Origin of the sequence: Ravibacter arvi (genome assembly GCF_039540405.1) — a bacterium.
Taxonomy (GTDB): Bacteria; Bacteroidota; Bacteroidia; order Cytophagales; family Spirosomataceae; genus Ravibacter; species Ravibacter arvi.
Genome location: NZ_BAABEY010000025.1, coordinates 277,873 through 299,493 on the forward strand (window position 1 = coordinate 277,873; position 21,621 = coordinate 299,493).

Below are 21,621 nucleotides of genomic sequence, written 5' to 3' on the forward strand. Positions count from 1 at the left end.
CTTTGATAATTGAAGGGCCCAAGACTATAAATAGCTTTATGGCAGAAAACAAAATGATGCGCCTGAGCCAAGTGGCAAAAATCCTGAAAGTAGCTACCACTACAATCGTGGATCATCTTTCTGCCGAAGGTTTTAAGGTGGAATCCAGTCCGAATACCAAAATAGACGGAGAACAGATTCATGTTTTGGCTGAAGATTTCGATTCGGAAGAGTTACGTGCCATTTTGAAGCCAAGTGCTGAAGGTACGGAAACGCCTCAACCAACGGTGGCAGAGACGAAAGAGGAGGATGTGGTGAGGTATTTCAGAGAAGAACCCGCAGCAAAACCTCCGGTGGTCGAGCCGACACCCGCCGTAGAACCAGAAGTACCTAAAGTGGAAAATAAACTTCCGGGCGTGAAGGTGGTTGGGAAGGTAGAATTGGATAGCAAAGGCAACGTGATTCCACTCAAGGCGCCCGCTCCTGTCCCGGCTGCTCCGGAAACACCGGTTGAACCGAAACCTGAACCGGTTGAAGTACCCGAACCCGAAAAATCGGTACCGGAGCCACCCGCAGAAGAAGAGCGGCCGACACCGGCTCCTGCACCGGAACCAGAGTCGCCGGTTGCAACGCCCGAACCTGAGGTTGAAGTTGTTCCCGTTACCGTTCAAAAAGAAGAAGAGAACAAAATAGAGCCTATTAAAGAGGAAGAAAAAACACCGACTGTTGCGGCAAAACCTGAAGAGCCGAGGCGTGATTCAGGCGAGGATGAAGTAATTGCTGCCCGCAATAAACCCCTGAAAGGCCTTACCGTCGTCGGTAAGATCGAACTTCCGGTGGAACGTCCTAAAAAGAAGGATGACCAGTCCGCCGATGACAATGACCGTAAACGGAAAAGAAAACGGAAACGGATCAGAGGCGAGGTCAATAAGCCGGAAACAAAACCGGAGGCAGGCGCTTCTACCACTACGTCCGGCAACCAGGGCCAGCAGGGTAATCAAGGCCAACAGGCTAGCCAGGGTGCAAACCGGGGCGGCGGCGGTAACTCGGGTGGAGACGGCAACAAATTCAAAGGCGGCGCAGGCAACAACCGCAGAAGAGAAAAACGCGAAGAGGTTTCCCAAAAAGAGGTCTCCGAAAATATCAAGGCTACCATGGCTCGCCTCAGCGGAACCACCACAAGGGGAGGTTCGGCGAAGGCAAGGAGAAGAAGAGATCGTGGCGCTGACGATTCGGATAATTCGCTCAACAACGGTGAAGACAAATTGCTGCGGGTAACCGAGTTCGTGAGCGCAAATGAATTGTCTTCCCTGATGGATGTCTCCGTACAGGAGGTTATCTCGGTTTGTTTGAACATGGGGCTTTTTGTCTCCATCAACCAGAGATTGGATGCCGAAGCCATCGCATTTATTGCTGATGAATTCGGATACGAGGTACAGTTTATCTCTGCGGAAGAAGAGCTTGATACGGAAGCGGAAGAAGTAGAGGAAAACGAAGCTGACCTGGTAGACCGTGCGCCGATCGTAACCATTATGGGTCACGTCGATCACGGGAAAACTTCACTGCTTGACTATATCCGGAAGGCGAACGTGGTGAGCGGCGAGGCTGGTGGAATTACCCAGCATATCGGAGCCTACAGCGTAAAAACGCAAACCGGGAAGCTGGTAACGTTCCTTGATACCCCGGGTCACGAGGCGTTTACGGCGATGCGGGCGAGGGGTGCCAAGATCACCGACGTGGTTATTATTGTAATCGCGGCGGACGACAGCATCATGCCCCAGACGCGCGAAGCGATCAACCACGCGCAGGTCGCGGGTGTTCCTATCGTATTCGCCTTCAGTAAGATTGATAAACCAGGCGCGAACCCTGATAAGATCAGGGAAGAGCTTTCGCAAATGAACCTGCTGGTAGAAGACTGGGGTGGTAAGTACCAGGCCCAGGAAATCTCCTCGAAATCAGGACAGGGGATTGACGATCTTTTGGAAAAAGTACTTCTCGAAGCAGAATTGCTTGAACTGAAAGCCAATCCGAAGCGCAGGGCGACAGGTACCGTTATCGAAGCTTCACTTGACAAAGGCCGCGGGTATGTTACTACGCTGCTTGTTCAGAACGGCACCATGCGGGTCGGTGAGATTATTCTCGCCGGGGCACATTTCGGCCGGGTAAAGGCGATGACTGACCACAGGGGTAACCGCCTCAAAGAGGCCGGACCTTCGACGCCTGTTCAATTGCTGGGACTTAACGGCGCTCCCCAGGCCGGTGACAAGTTCAATATCACCGACAATGAAAGGGAAGCGCGTGAAATAGCGACCAAACGCGAGCAGATTCTCAGAGAACAATCCATCAGGACGCGTAAGCACATCACACTCGAAGAAATCGGGCGCAGAAAGGCGATCGGGAACTTCAAACAGTTGAACCTGATTGTTAAAGGTGACGTGGACGGATCGGTAGAAGCGATTTCCGACTCCCTGTTGCAGCAGTCTACGGAGGAAGTACAGGTTAATATCATCCACAAGGCGGTTGGCCAGATCTCGGAATCTGACGTCAACCTGGCCATTGCTTCCGATGCGATTATCGTCGGCTTCCAGGTACGGCCTTCGCCAAGCGCGAAAAAGATGGCCGAGCAGGAGCAAATCGAAATCCGTCATTACTCGGTTATCTACCAGGCGATCGAAGAAATCAAGGATGCAATCCTGGGTATGCTGGCGCCGACTGTGGAAGAATTCGTCACCGGTAATATCGAGATCCGTGAAGTATTCAAAATCAGCAGGGTCGGTACGATCGCCGGTTGCTATGTGACAGATGGTTTTGTGAAAAGGAATAACAAGATCAGGATCATCCGCGCAGGTATCGTGATTCATACCGGTGAAATCGACTCACTGAAAAGATACAAGGATGATGTCTCGGAGGTACGTTCGGGCTACGAATGCGGTCTTAATATCAAGAATTTCAATGACATTGAGGTTGGAGATGTGATCGAAAGCTTCGAATTGAAGGAAGTCAAAAGAACGCTGTAATTTTCACAGCACGGTCCGAAAAACTCCTCAGATGCCCGGCATTTGAGGAGTTTTTTTTTGCGCTGTGAAAAGATGCTGACACTCCCTTGTCACTTCACGCCGCTAAACTTGTACCATCAACCAAAACAACAGATAGTATGAACAGCGCAAAACCAATCCTGACCCCGGACGAATTATTGTTTCACTGGCAGGGTCACCGGGCCCTTACCCGTCGTGTCATTGAAGCTTTCCCGGAACAAGAACTGATGAGTCACTCCGTGGGAGGTATGAGGCCTTTTGCCGAACTCGCGAAAGAGCTGCTTGCAATTGCCGTACCGGGCCTGAAAGAAATCGTTGGCGGGGAAATTAAGCCCTTCAACGACGAAAACGAGAAACTCGATTCGAAAGCGGCCTTATTGAATGCCTGGGACGAGGCAACCCTGGCTATTGATGAACTTTGGGCGAAAATCCCGTTGGAGAGGTTCCGGGAAAATATCAGGCTATTCGGCGAATATGACTTCCCCGTCATTCAAAACGTACTGTATTTTATCGACAATGAAATCCATCACCGTGCCCAGGGCTATGTTTACCTCAGGACACTCGGTATTCAACCACCCTTTTTCTGGGAGCGCCAGCTGGAACAGCCTGCAAGCGCTTAACAGGTAACACTTTTTCGGTTTTTCAGCAGCAAGGCTGCGGAAACAGGTCGGTTCAACCTGCTTCCGCAGCCTGTTTTATTCGGCCCCGGTTTTAACCGCTTCCACTCGATTCCCTGCTTTCGATAATAAATCCCGTACCTGGTCTGCGAGCGCAGCAGGCTCTAATATGTCCACGAAATCGGCGAACATCATGAACCATCGGGCAAATCCGTTGTTTTCGTAGTCGCACTCAAAAAGCATTTCTATTTTATGGCCCGCCTGACGTTCCGAAACAAAGCCAAAATGCTTTCTATCCCACTTAACAAAACGAGCCTTTTCTTTCTCTACCGACAACCGCACCGTTTTTTTAATCACCTGCCGCTCACGGTTCAGGTAGTGGTCAAGGTTTTCGTGGGCTCGATTAAACTGCAGGCCCGTCCGGCCGATCCCGAAAATTCGGTCCGCCCTGAATTGGCGGTAGTCGTTGCGGAGGTGGCAAAATGCGAACAGGTACCAGTTTCTGTTTTCGTGAAATACTCCTACCGGTTCCACGAACCTTTCGCCCGGCTCGGTAGCTTCGATGGACTGGTATTGCAGCATCACCTGTCGCTTTTCGGCCACGGCTTCCAGCAGTATCTCCAAAGCATCCGGTACATTCTGGTTAAACATCCGGTCGGAAGGCGAAGAAACAAGCAAATTTGAGCGTATCGCCTCTAGCCGCTCTTTCTGTTCCTCCTTCAGGACCGACTTAATTTTGAACATTGCTGACTGAAAATGCTTCCCCAGGCTTTCGTCCATAAATTTCTGCATCAGCCTCTCTGCGGCCACGAAGGTACCCGCTTCCTCGTGAGTAAACATGACGGGCGGTAGTTTATAACCGTCCACCAGGGAATACCCCACCCCTGCCTCACTGTAAATGGGTACCCCCGCCGCTTCAAGCGAACGTATGTCCCTGTAAATCGTCCGCACGCTCACCTCAAACCGCTCGGCAAATTCCTGGGCCCGAACAATTTTCTTGGATTGCAGCTGTATCAGTATCGCCACAATCCGCTCAAAACGCTTGATCGAATCTTCTGTATAAGCCACAGTTTCTTATAAAAAATTAACCGACAACATGAACGCTGCTGGATCCATCAATCCCCTTCTCAACCTGAATCTGTACCGGAATTCGTTCCTTCATTTCCGGGCGGTGCGAAATAACGCCCACTGTTTTACTGCTTTCGTCCTGCAGGCGCTCCAGTATGGCGACTGCCGACTCCAGCGTTTCGGCATCGAGCGTGCCGAAACCTTCGTCAATGAAAAGGCTTTCGATACGAACATTCCTGGACGCCAGGTCGGACAATGCCAGCGCCAAGGCGAGGCTGACTGTAAAGGTTTCACCGCCCGAAAGCGTACTCACCGCCCTCGCCTGGTTGCCGTGGTAGGTATCCAAAACGTAGAGACCTTCCGAGTCGTTTCCAGGCTTGTCGAGTATATACCGGTCTGAGAGCTTTTGCAGGCGTAAATTAGCCAGACCGATCAGGTTCTGCAATGTGAGGCTCTGCGCAAAACCGCTAAAGTTATTTCCGGATGCATCACCTATATATTGCCTGAGCAGGTCCCATTTCCGATGTTCTTTCTGCAATTCTGCTAATTCATTGCTGATTAATCCGAAGCGCGCCCGGTTCTCCAGCTCGGTCTGAAGAAGCGTTTGAAGAGAGGCAATTTCCTGGAGCAGGTTTCTGAAATGCTGTCGGGCATCACCGTAAAGCCGCTCTATTTCCTCTGTCGACAGCTCCGGGAAATTTCTCGCGGCCGTTCTCTCTGTCAGCATCCTTGCATTTTCGGCTGCCATCAATTTCAGGTTCTGGCTTTGATGCAGCAGGCGATCCGCCTCCAGCTTAAGCTTCTGGTACTGTGCGGCAGGAATAATCCTTTTTTCGGCATCTTCAGGAGACGAAAGACCTGTTCGCTGCAATTCAGCCTGCAAACCTGATAACACTTCTTCCATTTCCCGCCGGGTCTCGTTAAGCTCGCTCTCCCTAAACACAAGCTGCCTGTTGTTCTCTTCGCGTACGGTAATGAGATTTTCCCATTTACTACGGAGCTCTCTCGCCTCTTGCTGGATTTGATTGCCGCTGTACCTTCGTTTCTTTTCCTCGTCAAGACGTCTCACCTCGTTCCTCACCGCCATCAGTTCGGTAAATCCTTCTTTCAACCTGGCGGCGAGGCTCACTTGCTCCTGTCCTTTCACCCAACTGTCTATTCCGGCCTTCTCCTGCTGAACTGACCGGAGTTTATGTTGCAGATCGTCGGCAGTTGCTTCTGGACCTAGCCCCATTTTCGAAACCGTTTCCCTGATAACACCGTCCACCTGTTTGTAGTCGGACCGCATCGCATTTAAGCGCTCGCCGAGTTCGACTGCTTTCTTCTTGCCGCCATCCACCTCCAGGACCAATCGCTTCTCCTTAATTTCCACAGTCGCGAGTTCCGATTTAAGGTCCTGGATTTCCTTGGCAAGACCAGTGGCCAGGTTGACGTAGTGTGTCAGATACGGGTGGTCCGGCGAGCCGCAGAGAGGACATGGTTCTCCCTCGCGGAGGTTATCCCGGTAAACTTCCAGCTTCTGACTCGTTGACTCCCGGATCCATTGGTCGGTTTTTTGTTCGATGTTCTTTTTTATAGTCGCAAGCCTTGCGGAAGACGCAACCAATTCGGGTTGCAGCTGCGATTCCATCAGGGAAAGGCGCGCGAGTTCGTCGCGCAGCTTCTTGCCTTCCTCTCCCAGGCGCACCCGATCCTGAAAGCGTGCCTTCAGGTCGGAAAGCGTCTCAAAATCCGCATCAAGCACCTTCAGACGTTCCGACGCATCGAAATTAGCCGGGTAGGCGGAAAGTGTAGCTCCGAGTCCCGCCATGCGATCGCTGAGTGCTTGCAGGCTGCTTTCGTAGTCCGAAACTGAAAGTCCTTTGGCCCAGGCATGGTTCGCTGCGGCAATTTCCGACCGAACTGCCTTGTCAATTGGGGCCGCCCGTGCACGCTGCTCCTTTATTTCCAATTCCAACCCCAAAATCTCGTTTTCGAAACGGTCAACGGCGGGTATAAAATCGACACCGGTCACCTCCTGACCGATCAGGGCCGATACCGATTCCAGGAGACCGGCCTCCTCTGTCACGAGCCGCGAGGCTTGTTTCCCACGCGAGGCAATTTCGTCTTCAATACGCTTCAGTTGTCTTTCCGATTCCCGGTGCTTCGTCAGAGGCGCCGCCAAATGGCTTACCGATTCGTGCGCCGCCAATTGCTCCCTACGCTCACTGAATGCTTCCAGCTCAGCGGTGAGCCTCAGCTGATCTGCTTCTATTTTCCGGGCTGCTGCACGGAGTTTGTCCTGCTCGTTGGACAGGTTCCGCTCCTTTTCCCATTTTTCTACCTCCCGCTCCGACTTTTCGCGCAGTCTTTCCTGTGCAATTTTCCGTTCGGTCAGTTCGGCTACTTCGGCCTCTGTTTTCAACACTACCCCTTTCAGCTCCGCTTCTTTCAGCCTGATCTGACCGGCTGATTCTTTGAAGCGCTCATACGATTGCTCCCCCAGCTTCCTGTAGATATGGGTACCCGTAATGTCCTCCAGGAGTTTGGTACGGGTATTACGGTCCGCTTTCAGGAACTCTGCAAAGCTGCCCTGCGCCAGGATAATGGACTTCACAAACTGATCGAAATTCAACCCGATCAGCTCCGCGTTTTTTTTGGGATAGTCGCCCAGGCTCTTTACTTCCAGCAATATCTCTTCAGGCAATTTCGAAATTTCCATCTGGTAATTGTTCCAGTTGCCATTCCGGTTTTTCGAAATCGACCAGGCGGCCCGGTACTTGCCCGAGCGGACTTCATATTCCACCTCTGCGAAAGCCTCACATTTCGGTTCTTCAGCCGCACGGGCATTTACGATTGACCCCAGCTTATCGATTTCCGTTTTCGAAATCCCCTTTTCGAAGCGAGGTACTTCGTTATACAAAGCCAGCGTAATGACGTCGAGAATGGTTGACTTACCCGCGCCGGTCGGGCCTGAAATGATAAACAGACCGGAATCCGACAAAGGCCGGGCTGTAAAATCGATGGTATACGACTTCCCGTAAAATGAATTGATGTTCTTGAAACGGAGCCTCAATATTTTCATAACGCTACAAATCGGTCGCAGAGACCTCGCTCAACAGTTCTTCGAAAGCCTCGGACAGCACCTTTCTGACCTCCTCATCCAGCACTTCCTTTTCCATTCGCTTCAGGAAAACCTGCTTCGGGGACAAATCCGCCACTTCGGTTCCCGGGACAAAAAGATCGGAAGCATCTTTCAGGCGGTTTTGAAAAGTCAGCCTGGGTTTAATAATACGAAACGGCGCTTTCTCGAATTCGCGCAGCAACAGTTCAAACCGAAGGCTTCGGGCAGGGTCATATGTTTCTTCCACCACATTAATTTCAACCAGGGGCTCCAGGGCGGTTTCAGGTGCATAAAGGTCCAATTCCCCCCAAACCTGGTCGAGACTACCCGAAAAACTGCGCAGTTCTCTGAGCGCCGGTGTGGACAGCGTTTCCGAATGAACCAGCTTACCATCTTCAAAAGTGAGCTCAATCACATATTTCGGATCATTCCTTTCACTGAAGCTAAGCGGAATCGGCGATCCGGAATAGCGGATGGAGTCTGTAATTTTTTGAGGTTTGTGAATATGCCCCAGTGCCAGATAGGCATACCCCGGCGGAAACTGTGCACCGCCAAACGCCGCCAGGTTGCCGACAACGTGGATGTCACGCTCGCTTTCCGACACCTCGGCGCCCGACACAAAAAGATGTCCCATGCCGATCAGGCTGTTTCCCGGGTAAACCGATTGATGGTGGGCTGCCATTTCGTGGTAAAAGCGTGTAATTCCTTCTCTTATAAGCGCCGCCCGGTCCTCGTATCCCAAGCCGGAGACGGCGCGTCTCAAATCGGAATCACGCAGGAAAGGGATGGCGCCGATGCTGATGCCCCACTCCGGGAAAGCAAAGTAGCCGGCGGAAGGAAACCCGGTAACATCGCCCACTACGTTGATGGTAAGATGCGTAAGCAGATCGCGGGGGGCATTCAACACGCCGGCGGAATCGTGGTTGCCTCCCGTAATAATGATCCGGCACTTGTGACCGAGCAGACGGGTTAAAAAGCCATAGTACATCCCGAGCGATGCGTTCGACGGGAATGCCGTGTCGAACACATCTCCCGAGACCAGCAGAAGGTCAATATCACGGGTCTTGATCGTGTCATACAACCAGTCGAAAAACAGCCTGTGGTCTTCTTCGAGACTATATTTGTGCAACAGCTTTCCAATATGCCAGTCGGCTGTATGCAGAACTTTCACCTTCCCCATTCTATTTTCTACCGGCGCGGCCAGTCCTGCCGCCCTACTATTTTATCCAGGAGAGCCATTTCCCCTGGGCTTTCAAAACCTGTTCAATCAAGTCGCGAACTGCGCCTTCCCCGCCTTTGACAGGGGAAACATAGTTGGCCGCAGACAGTACCTCCGGCACTGAATCTGCCGGGCAGGCGCTCACCACCCCATCGCGGATCATCACCTCGTAATCCGGGATGTCATCACCCATAAAAATTACCTCTTCACGGTCCAGTTTGTTGTCGCTAAGGTATTTTTCATAAATAGGTGCTTTCCCGTCCGGTGATGCCCCCATAAATACCTCCGTGATGCCGAGATACTCCAGTCTTTTCCGGACGCCCACCTGATTTTGAGCAGAAAGAATGGCTACCCGGTACCCGAGCTTCAAGGCCCGGTTAATACCGTATCCGTCGCGGACATTGAACGACCGGGGCTGTTCGCCGCTTTCCAGTGCGAGGACACTGCAATCGGTCATCACTCCGTCGACATCAAAAACAAACGTTGTAATTTTCCTAAATACTTCTGATAGATCTTTGCCCTTCATGCAAATGCTTTTTATTTACTTTCGGATGGGTCTGTCAAACAAGCGGGGTCCCGGCTAGTCATAATAATGCCGCGAGCGGATGCTGTCTGTTAAAATACGGTAGATGTTGGCCCATTCGGGATTGATATCCTGCAAAATTGCCATATGTTCCCCGATTGTCGCCCAGTCACCGCGGACTGCGAGCCCAGTCTGCCCTTTTGCCGGGTCTCCGAGCGCCACAGATTTCCGGATGGTCTGTTCGAGAAGAGGTTTGAGAATATCAAATTCGATGTGATGGATTTCCAGCAGATCGTGGGCTATTGAATAGAGATGATTAGAAAAATTATTGGCAATGGTCGCCGCTATATGGAGTACTTTTCTTTCCTCGGAATCCATGCGATACACCACGTTGCTGACCGTCTGCGCCAACTGAACCAGTATTTCTTCCATATCTTCATCGGCAGCTTCCACACAAAACGGGATACTGGTATAGTCTATGTCGCTGCCTTTGGTAAACGTCTGGAGGGGATAAAATACCCCCACCCTTACCGGCACGTCGCTGTACACTTCAGTGAGTTGTCTGAGCTCCTGCAGTGATTTCGACCCGGAAGTATTGACAACCATCGTCCTGGGCGGAAAGACAATACGCTGCAACACCTCTTCGAGCGCTGTTTCCGGTACGGCCAGCACGATGAGCTGAGCCTCGCTCTCCGACAGGTTGAGATCAGGTTGGATGGTCGTATCGTAGAGCTGCGAAGCCAGTAGCCGCGCGTTCTGCGGGTCACGACTATAGATTTCGGAAATAATATGACCGGCTCCTTCAAACGCCTGAGCCAGGTGCCATGCCACATTTCCCGCGCCAACAAACGAAATAATCATAGAACAGAATAAGGGTTATTGATAAGGTTCGTTATTTCAAAGCAAACGGCCTTTGAGAATCAATCTTGAGAAAGATAAATAACAATATCGTAAAACCCCAAAGAGACGAACCTCCATAGCTAAAGAAGGGGAGCGGAATACCAATTACCGGCATAAAACCGATAGTCATCCCGATGTTGACCAGGAAGTGAAACAGGAAGATACCGGCAACGCAATAACCGTAGACCCTGCCAAACCGGGTTCGTTGCCGCTCGGCCAATATCACCAGCCTGGAGATAAGGCCCATAAACAGGCCGATTACCACCAGCGCGCCCACGAAGCCATGCTCCTCCCCTACGGTACAAAAGATAAAATCAGTATCCTGTTCCGGCACGAAATCAAACTTGGTCTGCGTTCCCTGCAAAAACCCCTTTCCCATCAACCCGCCTGACCCGATTGCGATTTTAGACTGGATTACGTTCCAACCGGCGCCTTGTGGGTCCGAATAAGGATCAATCAGCACGCGGATACGATTGCTCTGGTGCTTTTGAAGCACGTCGTTAATGAAAAAGTCAACGCCGAGCACCGTAATGATCATCCCTACCCCGAAGAGGATACTCGTCAATGCCCCGCCCCTCCGGCGCGCCATCTTCGGCATGAGCCAGATCACCAGCGCCACCAGCACAATGATGGCGGCCACCACGAACCATTTGTTCACCAGCAGCGTCACAATCAGAAGCGCGGCCATTACGATTCCGATTACCAAAATAATGCCGGGCAGGCCCTCCCGGTAAAGCATGATAAGAAAGGAGGCAAAGACCAGGGTGGTCCCGGTTTCATTCGACAAAAGGATCAAAACGGCAGGCAGCCCGATGATCAGGGCAACGTACTTATAGTCCTTCCAATCCTGGAGCTTGAGTGTGGGGTCGCCCAGGTATTTGGCCAGCGCGAGGCTGGTAGCCAGCTTGGCAAACTCGGCCGGCTGGAGAGAAAAGTTCCCCAGTTTAATCCACGAACGGGAACCCTTGATATCAGCGGCCATGAAAAGAACCGCTACCAGGAGTAATATGACCACTCCGTAAATGACATACGCGAAGGTGTCATAAAACTTGTGATCTACCACCATAATGGCAATAATAAGCAGACTGGCGGTACCAATCCAGAGCAGTTGCTGCCCTGAGCGGTTGGACAGGTCGAACATGCTCATAGGATGTTCTGGCGTATAAACCACCGCATAAATATTCAGCCAGCCCATTGTCACGCAAGACAAATAGAGCAACAGTACCAGCCAGTCAATATTTCCGACTATAGATTTTCCTGACTCTGCCATTTATATTCCCCCTCTAAGCGCGGTGGTTGATGTCTTTGTTTTATACCCGATTTTCCGGAGCGTGTCTTTCCCTGCCGCAATAGGCACGCTATCTGCCCTGGCCTTCTTCAGGCTGTCACCCGGCACGGGTTTCGGCCGCGGGAAAGTACCACGCGGAAAAATATAGTTAGGCAAATAGTTCTTCCGCAACACGTACGATTCAACCGACTTGCTGATCGTTTCCCGTTTCAGGTATCGCTCGATCAGCAAATTCGCGATGGGGGCAGCATGCGACCCGCCGAATCCTGCAAATTCCACTATTACGGCGATGGCAATTTTGGGATCGTCTACCGGCGCAAAGGCGACAAAAATGGAATTATCCTCCCCTTTGGGATTCTGCGACGTACCGGTCTTTCCCGCGCTGATTATACCGCTTGAAAGTTGCGCAAAACCCGGCACGGTACCCCGCACTACAGCATTCTTCATCCCCTCGATCACGGTTTCATAGTGGTGCGGAGAGATGCCCGTTTCATGCTTTTCCAGGTATTGAGGCAGCGGAGATGCCCCCTTCTCGCCTATTGATGCAACAATGTGCGGCGTATAAAAGTACCCCCTGTTCGCTATAGTGGCCGCCAGGTTGGCGAGTTTGATCGGGTTGGTCAGTAATTCTCCCTCACCGATACTGACCGAATATATGTTTGAAAACTTCCATTTCCCTTTTCCGAAATGTTTGTCATAGTACGCGTCATCCGGGACATTACCCTTGAATTCACTGGGCAGATCTACCCCCAGCTTTTCTCCCATACTGAACTTCCGGGCAATCGCATGCCATCGTTTCAGTCCTGCCGCCGAAGTTGTAAACGAATTCCCGTCATCATTGTCGTACAGCAACTTCCTGAATACATAATAGAAATACGGGTTGCAGGAATGCTGAATCCCCAGGGCGACGGTCGAAGTGAAAGGATGCCCGTGACATTTCATGGGAGCGGCGCCGTGGCTGAAGCCGGTACCGGCTGTGATAACCCCTTCCTGGAGCGCAATCAACGCCTGGATCAGCTTGAAGGTCGACCCGGGCCGGTAACTGGACATCACCGCGCGGTTAAACAGCGGTTTATAGGGATTCTTGTACAGCTTGAGGTAGTTTTTCGAGAACGCCCGGTTGGTAAGCAGGCGGGGATCATAGGTAGGAGAAGAGGCGATGGCAATAATCTGCCCGGTTTTGGGCTCGATGGCAACAACACTTCCTACTTTGTTGATCAGCAGGCTATCTGCATACTGCTGCACCATCAGGTCGATCCCGGTATAAAGGTTTTGCCCCACAATAGACGAAGTATCCAGCTCCCCGCCTTTCCATGAACCCTTCTGCACCCCGTTTACATTCACCATGACGAACTTTGTGCCCCGTTTGCCCCGCAGTTCCTTTTCATAAAATTTTTCCAGCCCGGTCTGCCCCACGTAATCTCCCTGACGGTAATAAGGGTCGGTCTGGGCCTCCAATTGCTTTTTCGAAATTTCACTTACGTAACCCAATGAGTTGGCCATGCTGGCAGAAGTGTAGGTACGGACGGAGCTTCGTTCGAATTCGAAGCCCGGGTAGTCTACCATCACGTCCTGGATCCGGGCAAATTCTTCCTTCGACAATTGCCGCAGAAACAGTGACGGCTTCACACGCGAATAGGATCTGGCCGCTCCCATAAGGCTATCGAAGTCGGTTTTTTCAATGCCCAGGGTGCGGCAAAGCCTGAGCGTATCACGCACCTTGGTTTTGTAGGGGGTTACCACCAGGTCGTAAACCGGCGTATTATAGACAATGAGATTACCGTTGCGGTCGTAAATCTGCCCCCGCGGCGGAATCTCAACTATTTTTTTGATTGAATTACTTGAAGATTCAATGGCGTAGCTTTCGTCGAGTACCTGGAGATAAAAAAGCCTTGCCAGGTAGATAACTCCTATCAAAAGCGCCCCGAAAATGATAAAAAGATGACGGTTTTCCTGCATGCAGCACTACAATACCCTAAGCCCAACTACACAACAAAATTAAGTCACTTTTATCAATTAACAATACCGGTCTCCGCCCAAAAATCATCGCCAGCCGGCTCCTTTTGTGCGGGTGCGAATGCGGCACAAATATTGGTGGGCGGTGATGTACAGGGTGCTCCCGTCGTCGCCCCAGGCGCAATTTGCGGTAGGGCGTCCCGTTTCAATCCTGCCCAGGAGTTTCCCATCCGGTGAGATCACCAACACGCCCCCGGGCCCGGTGGTCCAGATATTACCTTCCACATCCGTTTTGAGGCCGTCGGGTAAACCGGGGCGGCCCATTTTTACCATCGGTGTGGCATCAAACAGTATTTTTCCCTTTCCGGCTTTCCCCTCTGCGGTCAATGGGTAAGCCATGATGTGCGCCCTTTCCGGATCTGAAACCGCCACGTAGAGTATCTTCCCGTCGGGCGAAAAAGCAACGCCGTTCGGCCGGGTCAGATCGCCGGCCACAAGCGCTACCTTGCCTTTCCCGTCAACGCGATAAACGCCGAAAAAATCCAGTTCCCGTTTGGGGTCATTCTCTTTTTTCTCCAGGCCATAGGGGGGGTCGGTAAAATAAAGCGCTTTCGTAACCGGGTGCTGTGCTACGTCATTGGGGCTGTTCAGCTTTTTGCCTTCGTATTGGTCAGCAACCGTCCGTTTTCCTCCTTTTGCGAGCGGCATTACGCTCACCCGCCTGTCGCCATGCTCACAAGCGACCAGATTTCCGGCATCATCAATAAGCAAACCGTTTGCCCCGGGCTCGTCACTGTAAACGCCGGCCCCCGTGTACCCTGAAGGCGTAAGAAAAACAGACAAACCCGTGGTCCCGCTCCACTCGTAAATCGTATTTTTAGGAACATCAGTAAACAGTACCGACTGCCGGCCTTTCACCCAAACCGGTCCTTCCGCCCAAACGAAACCGCCGGCGAGCACTTCAACCACACCGTCCTTCGCCACCAGTTTTTCAAACTGCGGATCTTCCACCACTACTTTGCCGATAACCGGCAAGGATTGTGCTATCATTACCGTCTGAAGGCCGGGACCGACCCAGAAAAGAAGGGCAATTTTCAAACAGAGTACTTTTTTCATACCGGTCATACAGGTTAAATACGGAGCTGAAGGCTGATATTTACTAAATTAAAGTCAATAGCGGTCGAAAAATACCGGGCTTTTCACATCCAGGGAAGCATAATTCTACGTCACACCCATATACGCAACCCCTTTTTGCTAACGCCGGTTGTAATCACTGAAAAGTGCCTGCTGGTAGGCTTTGCCCGCACCCAGATCAGTCGTGTCACCATAGGCAACTGTCACCCGATGCGCTATGTGATCATAGATATAACCCTTTCCGGGTTGCATAAATCCATAGCCGTTTTGAAAGAAAAAAGCCGAAAAAGGTACAGCCGCGGGGTTTAGCAGGTCTTTACTGAAGGCAAATTTGTTTTCACGGCCGCCTGTCTGGGCCAGTATCGTATTGGCGATATCTGTTTGTCCGCCCAGTATATCTTTTTCGTGCGGAGTTACCGACAACGCCCCCCCGAGCAGCAGCAACGGAATCCGGAACCGCTGTTCGTCCTGCAAGGCCCGGTTGCCAGGGTGCCGGTGTCCGTGGTCTGCCGTAATCACAATAAGCGTGGAATTCCACCAGGGTTGCTTTTTCGCATAGCCGATAAACTCTCCCAGGTATTTATCTGTGTAAGTACAGGCATTCAGGTACAGGTCTTCCTCCGATTGCAGCACTTTTCTCGATTTTAAGGGAACATCGAACGGTTCGTGACTGCTCAACGTCAGCACAGTTTTGAAAAAAGGCATCCGGGCCGTATCCATCTCAGCCCTGAGCCGCTCAAACATAAAATGGTCATGAACTCCCCATTTGGAAGTATTCTGCACCTTCGGAAAACTTTCCAGGTCTGTCAGATGGTCGAAACGGGCGTTGGTCAGATAAGACCGCAGGTTGGCAAAATCGGCATCGCCGCCATACAAAAATGAAGTATGATATCCCCTGTTCTTTAGCTCCCGGCTGAGATACGGTAAATTTTCGGTTTTGCCGGGGAACTTGACAATGGACGTTTGCGTCTGCGCCGGGTATCCGCTGAGGATGCTCACTACGCCTTTGTCCGTACGATCCCCGCTCGCATAGAAATGGGTAAATAAAATCCCTTCGCCGCAAAGGCGGTTCAATGCCGGTGTTATACCCGGTAATCCGCCGAGCGGCTCAATAATCCCGGAAGTAAAGCCTTCCATAATAATCAGGAGTACATTCGGCCGCCCGGGCTTCAAAATCGGCGTAGTAGAATCCGGGGCCGAATAAAGCCGGCTCATAACGGATTGGGTCTGGCCGGGATCATAAAAATCTTCGGGGTAACGGATTTTCGCCGATTGCTTCATACTGGCCACGAAATTCCAGACCACATTGATCGCAGCATGATTCGCATAGGGTTTACTGGCATGAAAATAGACCATTCCCTCGTTCATAGGCGCCACGGTAAAGCTGCCCCGGATAGGCAGGATCATCCCTCCGGTTACCAGCAGCATCAGTAACCCGTACCCTTTCAAGATCCGGCCGGACAAACTTCCGGCGAGGGGCGCGATCCATTTATTGTACAAAAACAGGAAAGCCCCTAGCAGACCAAAAAATATCATGGTACCCTTGACTGCGACCCAGAAACTGATGCTTCCAAACGCCCCCGGTCCGAGGTACATAAAGGGGGTATTATTGATCCTGAAGCCCCAATGCCGGTAGAGTTCAAGGTCTACCACGGTCACTGCTCCGGAAAATACCAGGAGCATGACGGTTATCCAGCGGAGTACCCTGCTCGCCCATTGGCTGGGAAAGAAAACAGAAAATGTCAGCAACAGGCCATACAGGGCCAGGTAGTACCCTGCCATGCTCACATCCATGTGAAAACCGCGAAATACAATGCGGAACAGCTCTGACGCGTTCAATACCGCCGACAAGTCAGCATTATACATCAGAAAAACCAGCCTGATTACAATCATGTAAATCAGCCAATACCCCCACAGGGCAATAAACAATCGGAGGCGAGAAATCACAACAAAAATTTAACGCTTCAAATATACCAAGTTCAAAAATATTTCGACAGGAACAGCATACAAAGAGACCCGGCGAGCGTTTTTTTCCCGGGGAAGCAAGGAGAAAATTTCCCCGGGAAATAGCACTTTTTTAGGTGGGAAGCCCTAGGCAGTGCGGGCAAAATTCACTATTTTTACAACCATACATCCAGCAATAAACATTCGGTTGATGATTCTTGCCGTCCTTTCGGGGTTCATAGCAGCCTTTTTATTGACTTTTTTGGGGAAGATTTTTAAGGGACGGCTGGCGGTTCTCCTTGGGCTGCTTCCGTTGTCCGTTTTTAACTATTTTCTGTACTTTTTTCCGGACATCAGCGCCGGGAAAACCTTCTCATTCAGCTACAAATGGATCCCTTCACTGGGCATTAACCTGGACTTCCACCTGGATGGCCTGTCGATGCTTTTCGTGATGCTGATCACCGGCATCGGTTCGCTTGTTTATTTTTATGCAGCGGCTTATCTCCAGGGGCACAAATACCTCGACCGCTTCTATGCTTACCTCAGCCTTTTCATGGGTTCGATGCTCGGCCTGGTACTGGCCGACAACATCCTGCTGATCTTCATTTTCTGGGAATTGACCAGTATCAGTTCCTTCTTCCTGATCGGCTTTAACAATGACCAGGCGGAATCCAGGAAAAGCGCACTCACCGCCCTGGCGGTCACAGGCTGCGGTGGTTTTTTCCTCCTGGCGGCATTCGTACTCATGGGCAGCGCCACGGGCACCTATTCGATCGAGTCGATGCTTTCGGTTGCAACCGCCCTGAAAGCCAGTCCTGAATACGGCCTGATTCTGACTTTTCTCTTCCTGGGCGCATTTACCAAATCTGCTCAGTTTCCTTTCCATTTCTGGCTCCCGGGTGCCATGAAAGCGCCCACTCCCATTTCTGCCTACCTTCACTCTGCAACCATGGTAAAAGCGGGTATTTATTTACTTGCCCGCTTTACTCCTCTCCTCGGCCAGCATTTCTACTGGAACACCACCCTGATGGCCGTCGGCGGATTCACCATGCTTTATGCAGCTTTTCATTCCATTCTTCGGAAGGACATGAAGTCCATCCTGGCCTACTCCACCATTTCGGCGCTGGGCATCCTGGTATTCCTGCTGGGAATTGGCACACAGCATGCCCTGGTGGCGGCAGCGACTTTTATACTGGTTCATGCGCTTTACAAGGCGGGGCTCTTCCTGGTTACGGGAATCGTCGACCATGAAACGGGAACCCGCGATATCGACAAGCTGGGCGGACTACGGCGGTGGTTTCCTTTTGTGGCGCTGGCCGGTTTCCTGGCGGCATTATCAAACGCAGGCCTGCCGCTTACCTTCGGTTTTATAGGCAAGGACCTTATTTACGAAACTACGCTTCACCTGGGAGATACTGAAAAATACCTTCTGACGGGGATTGCGGTGCTCTCCAATATATTCCTGTTATATGCAGGATTTTCGGTAGGTATAAGGCCGTTTGTAGGCCCAATACCGGAAAGCCTGGTAAAACGCCCGCATCACAGCACGCTGTCTCCTTTGCTTTGGCTGCCGGCGGTGCTTCTCGGGGTGTTGGGAGTGGTTTTTGGCCTGGCGCCGTTCATTCCCGACAACCTGTTGATCCGGCATGCAGCTGACGCCATTTTCAACGGTACAACGGCCCTTCCTTTAAAGATATGGCACGGATTTAACCTGACTTTGCTGCTCAGCGCGGCAACCCTGATGTCGGGCGTGGGCTTGTTTTTTGCGTTCAGGCCAAGGGCGCTTTCCTCCGCCACTCAATACTGGATGGCAAAGGTTTCCCCACAGGGCATTTCGGAAGGAATCGGGCAATCGACCCGGTCATTTGCCACCAGCTATACCAGATTGTTTCAAAACGGTTACCTCCGGTCCTATATTCTTACCATAACGGTTTTTCTCGTAGGGCTCATCGGTTATCGTTTTTTTACAACCGTGGACCTGAGGGTTAATACATCCAGCTTTACCGAAATACGATTTTTCGAATTTGTGGTTTTTGCCATTACCGTGGCCGCCATTATCACCACAGTGTTTACCAAGTCGCGGCTTACCGCCATTGTCAGCGTGAGCATAATCGGGTATTCAATCTGTTTGATTTTCGTGTATTATGGCGCCCCGGACCTGGCCATGACCCAGTTTACCATTGACACGCTGACGGTGGTGCTTTTCGTCCTGGTCCTCTACCGGCTTCCGCACTTCCTTAACATGTCGAACCGGAAGATGAAGCTGCGGGACGGGCTGGTCGCGATTTCGTTCGGCTCGCTAATTTCGCTTATCACACTTCAGGCGCTTATTTCACCGGCCAATAAGGAAATCAGCCGCTTCTATGCCGACAATGCCTATCTGCTGGCTAAGGGAAAAAATGTAGTCAATGTTATACTCGTTGACTTCCGCGGCGCCGATACCATGGTGGAGATTATGGTGCTGACCATCGCCGCTCTCGGGGTTTACAGCCTGCTGAAACTGAACGTAAAACCTACAGACAAAGACTAGCCATGCAATCAACCATCCTGAAAACCGCTACCAATTACCTGCTGCCGTTGCTGCTGCTGTTCTCCGTTTTTATCCTTATGCGGGGACATTACGAGTCGGGCGGAGGTTTTGTCGGCGGACTTGTAGCGTCGATCGCTTTCGTGCTGCATTCGTTTGCCTACGGCCTCGAAAAAACGAAAATACTATTGAAGTATCCCCCGATGAGCTTTATACCCATCGGCCTGTTGCTTTCTTTTTCCGCCGGCGTGCTGCCTATGTTCTTCGGACAGGCTTATATGACCGGCGTGTGGTCAAAGGACCCGCTCCCCGTAATCGGGCTGGTGGGCTCTGCGCTCTTCTTTGACATCGGCGTTTTTATCGTGGTCATCGGTGTCACACTCACTATTCTGTTCACCATATCGGAGTCAATCGATCAACAAACCAACTAATGGAGTACCTGCTGATTTTCCTGATCGGACTGCTCTACTCATCCGGTATTTACCTGATGCTGAGAAAGAGCATGGTCAAACTGCTGCTGGGCCTCCTCCTGCTTGGAAACGGGGCCAATATCCTCATTTTCCTGATGGGCGACATCGCCAAGGGACAACCCCCTATTATCTCGAAAGACGCCAGTATTTTTACCCAGATGTACGCTGACCCTGTACCGCAGTCGCTCATCCTCACGGCTATCGTAATCAGCTTCGGCTTACAGGCTTTCGCCATTATTTTGTTGAAAAGAGTTTACCAGATGACAAGATCCGACAACCTGGATACGCTGAACACGCAGGAAGTTGATATTTAAAACAGGACGCTATCATTTGTAATCCGAGACACTTTTTCAATGACCGACAATCTGCTGATATTACCCATATTCACACATTTACTGACGGCTATCCTTTTGATTTTCGCCTGGGGGCACATCAATACCCAGCGCGTACTGAGTTTGTGCGGGCATATCATTGCGCTTGCGCTTTCCTTTCATCTGTTCAGCAAGACCTGGAAAGCCGGCATCCTGACAATGCAGGCAGGAGGGTGGAAGGCTCCTTTCGGCATTACCTTCGTTTCCGATACCCTCAGCGCCACATTTGTTGTGCTCACCGCTATTGCAGGACTTGCGGTGGGTATCTTCTCTACTGTCGGCGTCAGTAAAGCCAGGATGCAGTACGGTTATTTCGTTATTGCCCACTTTCTCCTCATGGGGCTCAACGGCGCGTTTCTTACGGGCGATATCTTTAACCTGTATGTGTGGTTTGAGATCGTGATCATTTCATCTTTCGTCCTGATGACGCTCGGTGGAAAAAAACCGCAGATGGAAGGCGCCATCAAGTACGTGGCGATGAACATGCTGGCCTCGGCAGTGTTTCTCACGGCAATTGCCATTTTATATGGGCTGACCGGAACGCTCAACATGGCTGACCTTTCGCTGAAAGTTGCGCAGATTGAAAAGAAAGAGCTGGTATCGGTCACGTCACTCCTGTTCTTCGTGGGGTTCGGCATTAAATCTGCAGTATTCCCGCTTTACTTCTGGCTGCCGTCGTCGTACCACACTCCGCCTTCTGCCACTGCCGCCCTCTTTGGCGGGTTGCTCACGAAAATGGGCGTTTACGCCATGCTGCGTACGTTTACACTCATATTCGTACCAGACGCTTTCACGCAAAAAGTCCTGATAGCCGTAGCAATCATGACCATGTTCACGGGGGCCATGGGCGCACTGAACAAAACCAGCATCAGGCGAATGTTTTCCTACCTGATCATTTGCCACATCGGTTATCTCATCGGCGGACTGGGCCTTCATACCCGGGTAGCGCTTACGGGCGTTATTTTCTACCTTATCCACGATATCATTGTAAAAACCAATCTTTTTCTGGCGACGGGTGTCATTCACAAGATCCGTGGCAGTACGGATATCCGCAGGCTCGGCGGGCTCTACGCCGAGTACCCGAAGCTTTCGCTGGTAATGGCTATTGTCTTTTTCTCGCTGGTGGGCATACCGCCTCTTTCCGGTTTCTGGCCCAAAATCGGGCTGTTCCAGGCTGCATTGGATGAAAAATCGTACTTCCTTTTGGGCGGGTTTATCCTGGCCAGCTTTTTCACCCTTTACATCGTAGCGAAAATGTGGTCTGAAGTCTTCTGGAAAGACCTCCCGAAAAGGGCGGAAGAAACCAATGAATTTACGGAACTGCCGTTTATAAAACAGGTATGGCTGATTGTCCCGGTAGTGGGCCTGGCCCTGGTTTCCCTGTACATCGGCCTGGGAGCGGAAAACATAATGGTGATTTCAAACCGCATCGCCCTGAACATGATCGACACCGGTTATTATCTGGATGCCGTGCTAAACAAGTAAGC

Annotated in this window: 15 protein-coding genes; 6 read left to right on the forward strand and 9 right to left on the reverse strand. The window is 51.4% G+C overall.

What is annotated here, in order from left to right:
* Positions 1–38: 38 nt before the first annotated feature.
* The gene (infB, locus tag ABD852_RS14410; RefSeq protein WP_345030070.1) at positions 39–2,996 is read left to right on the forward strand and encodes a translation initiation factor IF-2; all 2,958 of its coding nucleotides are present in this window, start codon (positions 39–41) and stop codon (positions 2,994–2,996) included.
* A gap of 137 nt (positions 2,997–3,133) precedes the next feature.
* Complete coding sequence (locus ABD852_RS14415; protein ID WP_345030072.1) at positions 3,134–3,634, forward strand: DinB family protein; 501 nt, start codon at positions 3,134–3,136, stop codon at positions 3,632–3,634.
* Positions 3,635–3,709: 75 nt separating this feature from the next.
* On the opposite strand, the gene ABD852_RS14420 is transcribed toward ABD852_RS14415, so the two are convergent.
* From ABD852_RS14420 to ABD852_RS14460, 9 genes are all read right to left on the reverse strand, one after another.
* Entirely contained in the window at positions 3,710–4,699 is a 990-nt protein-coding gene (locus ABD852_RS14420) for a helix-turn-helix transcriptional regulator (protein ID WP_345030074.1), read from the reverse strand.
* A 16-nt stretch (positions 4,700–4,715) separates the two neighbouring features.
* Positions 4,716–7,763, reverse strand: a complete 3,048-nt coding sequence (locus ABD852_RS14425) for an AAA family ATPase (protein WP_345030076.1) — start codon at positions 7,761–7,763, stop codon at positions 4,716–4,718.
* Between the two features lie 4 nt (positions 7,764–7,767).
* Positions 7,768–8,973, reverse strand: coding sequence for an exonuclease subunit SbcD (gene sbcD, locus ABD852_RS14430; RefSeq protein WP_345030079.1), 1,206 nt, complete (start codon positions 8,971–8,973; stop codon positions 7,768–7,770).
* A 46-nt stretch (positions 8,974–9,019) separates the two neighbouring features.
* A complete protein-coding gene (locus ABD852_RS14435; RefSeq protein ID WP_345030081.1) occupies positions 9,020–9,547 on the reverse strand; it encodes a KdsC family phosphatase in 528 nt (175 codons plus the stop codon).
* A gap of 54 nt (positions 9,548–9,601) precedes the next feature.
* The gene (locus tag ABD852_RS14440; protein WP_345030082.1) at positions 9,602–10,405 is read right to left on the reverse strand and encodes a Rossmann-like and DUF2520 domain-containing protein; all 804 of its coding nucleotides are present in this window, start codon (positions 10,403–10,405) and stop codon (positions 9,602–9,604) included.
* 31 nt (positions 10,406–10,436) lie between these two features.
* Positions 10,437–11,714 carry a rod shape-determining protein RodA gene (rodA, locus tag ABD852_RS14445; protein WP_345030083.1) on the reverse strand — a complete coding sequence of 426 codons (1,278 nt, stop codon included), beginning with the start codon at positions 11,712–11,714 and terminating at the stop codon, positions 10,437–10,439.
* Positions 11,715–13,691 carry a penicillin-binding transpeptidase domain-containing protein gene (locus ABD852_RS14450; RefSeq protein ID WP_345030086.1) on the reverse strand — a complete coding sequence of 659 codons (1,977 nt, stop codon included), beginning with the start codon at positions 13,689–13,691 and terminating at the stop codon, positions 11,715–11,717.
* An 84-nt stretch (positions 13,692–13,775) separates the two neighbouring features.
* The gene (locus ABD852_RS14455; protein WP_425568815.1) at positions 13,776–14,804 is read right to left on the reverse strand and encodes an SMP-30/gluconolactonase/LRE family protein; all 1,029 of its coding nucleotides are present in this window, start codon (positions 14,802–14,804) and stop codon (positions 13,776–13,778) included.
* Between the two features lie 138 nt (positions 14,805–14,942).
* The gene (locus tag ABD852_RS14460; RefSeq protein WP_345030089.1) at positions 14,943–16,769 is read right to left on the reverse strand and encodes an LTA synthase family protein; all 1,827 of its coding nucleotides are present in this window, start codon (positions 16,767–16,769) and stop codon (positions 14,943–14,945) included.
* Positions 16,770–16,977: 208 nt separating this feature from the next.
* Between ABD852_RS14460 and ABD852_RS14465 the strand changes: the two genes are divergently transcribed.
* Genes ABD852_RS14465 through ABD852_RS14480 form a run of 4 tightly spaced genes read left to right on the forward strand, consistent with a single transcriptional unit; the run spans position 16,978 to position 21,619 of the window.
* Positions 16,978–19,296, forward strand: coding sequence for a putative monovalent cation/H+ antiporter subunit A (locus ABD852_RS14465; protein WP_345030091.1), 2,319 nt, complete (start codon positions 16,978–16,980; stop codon positions 19,294–19,296).
* Positions 19,297–19,298: 2 nt separating this feature from the next.
* Complete coding sequence (locus ABD852_RS14470) at positions 19,299–19,724, forward strand: Na+/H+ antiporter subunit B (RefSeq protein WP_345030092.1); 426 nt, start codon at positions 19,299–19,301, stop codon at positions 19,722–19,724.
* Positions 19,724–20,077, forward strand: a complete 354-nt coding sequence (locus ABD852_RS14475) for a Na+/H+ antiporter subunit C (protein ID WP_345030095.1) — start codon at positions 19,724–19,726, stop codon at positions 20,075–20,077. Before ABD852_RS14470 ends, ABD852_RS14475 begins: the two co-directional genes overlap by 1 nt.
* A gap of 39 nt (positions 20,078–20,116) precedes the next feature.
* Positions 20,117–21,619: a proton-conducting transporter transmembrane domain-containing protein gene (locus ABD852_RS14480; RefSeq protein WP_345030098.1), complete on the forward strand. Its 1,503-nt coding sequence runs from the start codon at positions 20,117–20,119 to the stop codon at positions 21,617–21,619.
* Positions 21,620–21,621: the final 2 nt, after the last annotated feature.

Excerpts from the sequence above, each read along its gene's own strand:
- ABD852_RS14455 (WP_425568815.1), bottom strand. The coding sequence starts at position 14,804 with ATGAAAAAAGTACTCTGTTTGAAAATTGCCCTTCTTTTCTGGGTCGGT.
- infB (WP_345030070.1), top strand. The coding sequence starts at position 39 with ATGGCAGAAAACAAAATGATGCGCCTGAGCCAAGTGGCAAAAATCCTG.
- ABD852_RS14475 (WP_345030095.1), top strand. The coding sequence starts at position 19,724 with ATGGAGTACCTGCTGATTTTCCTGATCGGACTGCTCTACTCATCCGGT.
- ABD852_RS14425 (WP_345030076.1), bottom strand. The coding sequence starts at position 7,763 with ATGAAAATATTGAGGCTCCGTTTCAAGAACATCAATTCATTTTACGGG.
- ABD852_RS14465 (WP_345030091.1), top strand. The coding sequence starts at position 16,978 with ATGATTCTTGCCGTCCTTTCGGGGTTCATAGCAGCCTTTTTATTGACT.
- ABD852_RS14470 (WP_345030092.1), top strand. The coding sequence starts at position 19,299 with ATGCAATCAACCATCCTGAAAACCGCTACCAATTACCTGCTGCCGTTG.
- ABD852_RS14450 (WP_345030086.1), bottom strand. The coding sequence starts at position 13,691 with ATGCAGGAAAACCGTCATCTTTTTATCATTTTCGGGGCGCTTTTGATA.
- ABD852_RS14415 (WP_345030072.1), top strand. The coding sequence starts at position 3,134 with ATGAACAGCGCAAAACCAATCCTGACCCCGGACGAATTATTGTTTCAC.
- ABD852_RS14480 (WP_345030098.1), top strand. The coding sequence starts at position 20,117 with ATGACCGACAATCTGCTGATATTACCCATATTCACACATTTACTGACG.
- rodA (WP_345030083.1), bottom strand. The coding sequence starts at position 11,714 with ATGGCAGAGTCAGGAAAATCTATAGTCGGAAATATTGACTGGCTGGTA.
- ABD852_RS14435 (WP_345030081.1), bottom strand. The coding sequence starts at position 9,547 with ATGAAGGGCAAAGATCTATCAGAAGTATTTAGGAAAATTACAACGTTT.
- ABD852_RS14440 (WP_345030082.1), bottom strand. The coding sequence starts at position 10,405 with ATGATTATTTCGTTTGTTGGCGCGGGAAATGTGGCATGGCACCTGGCT.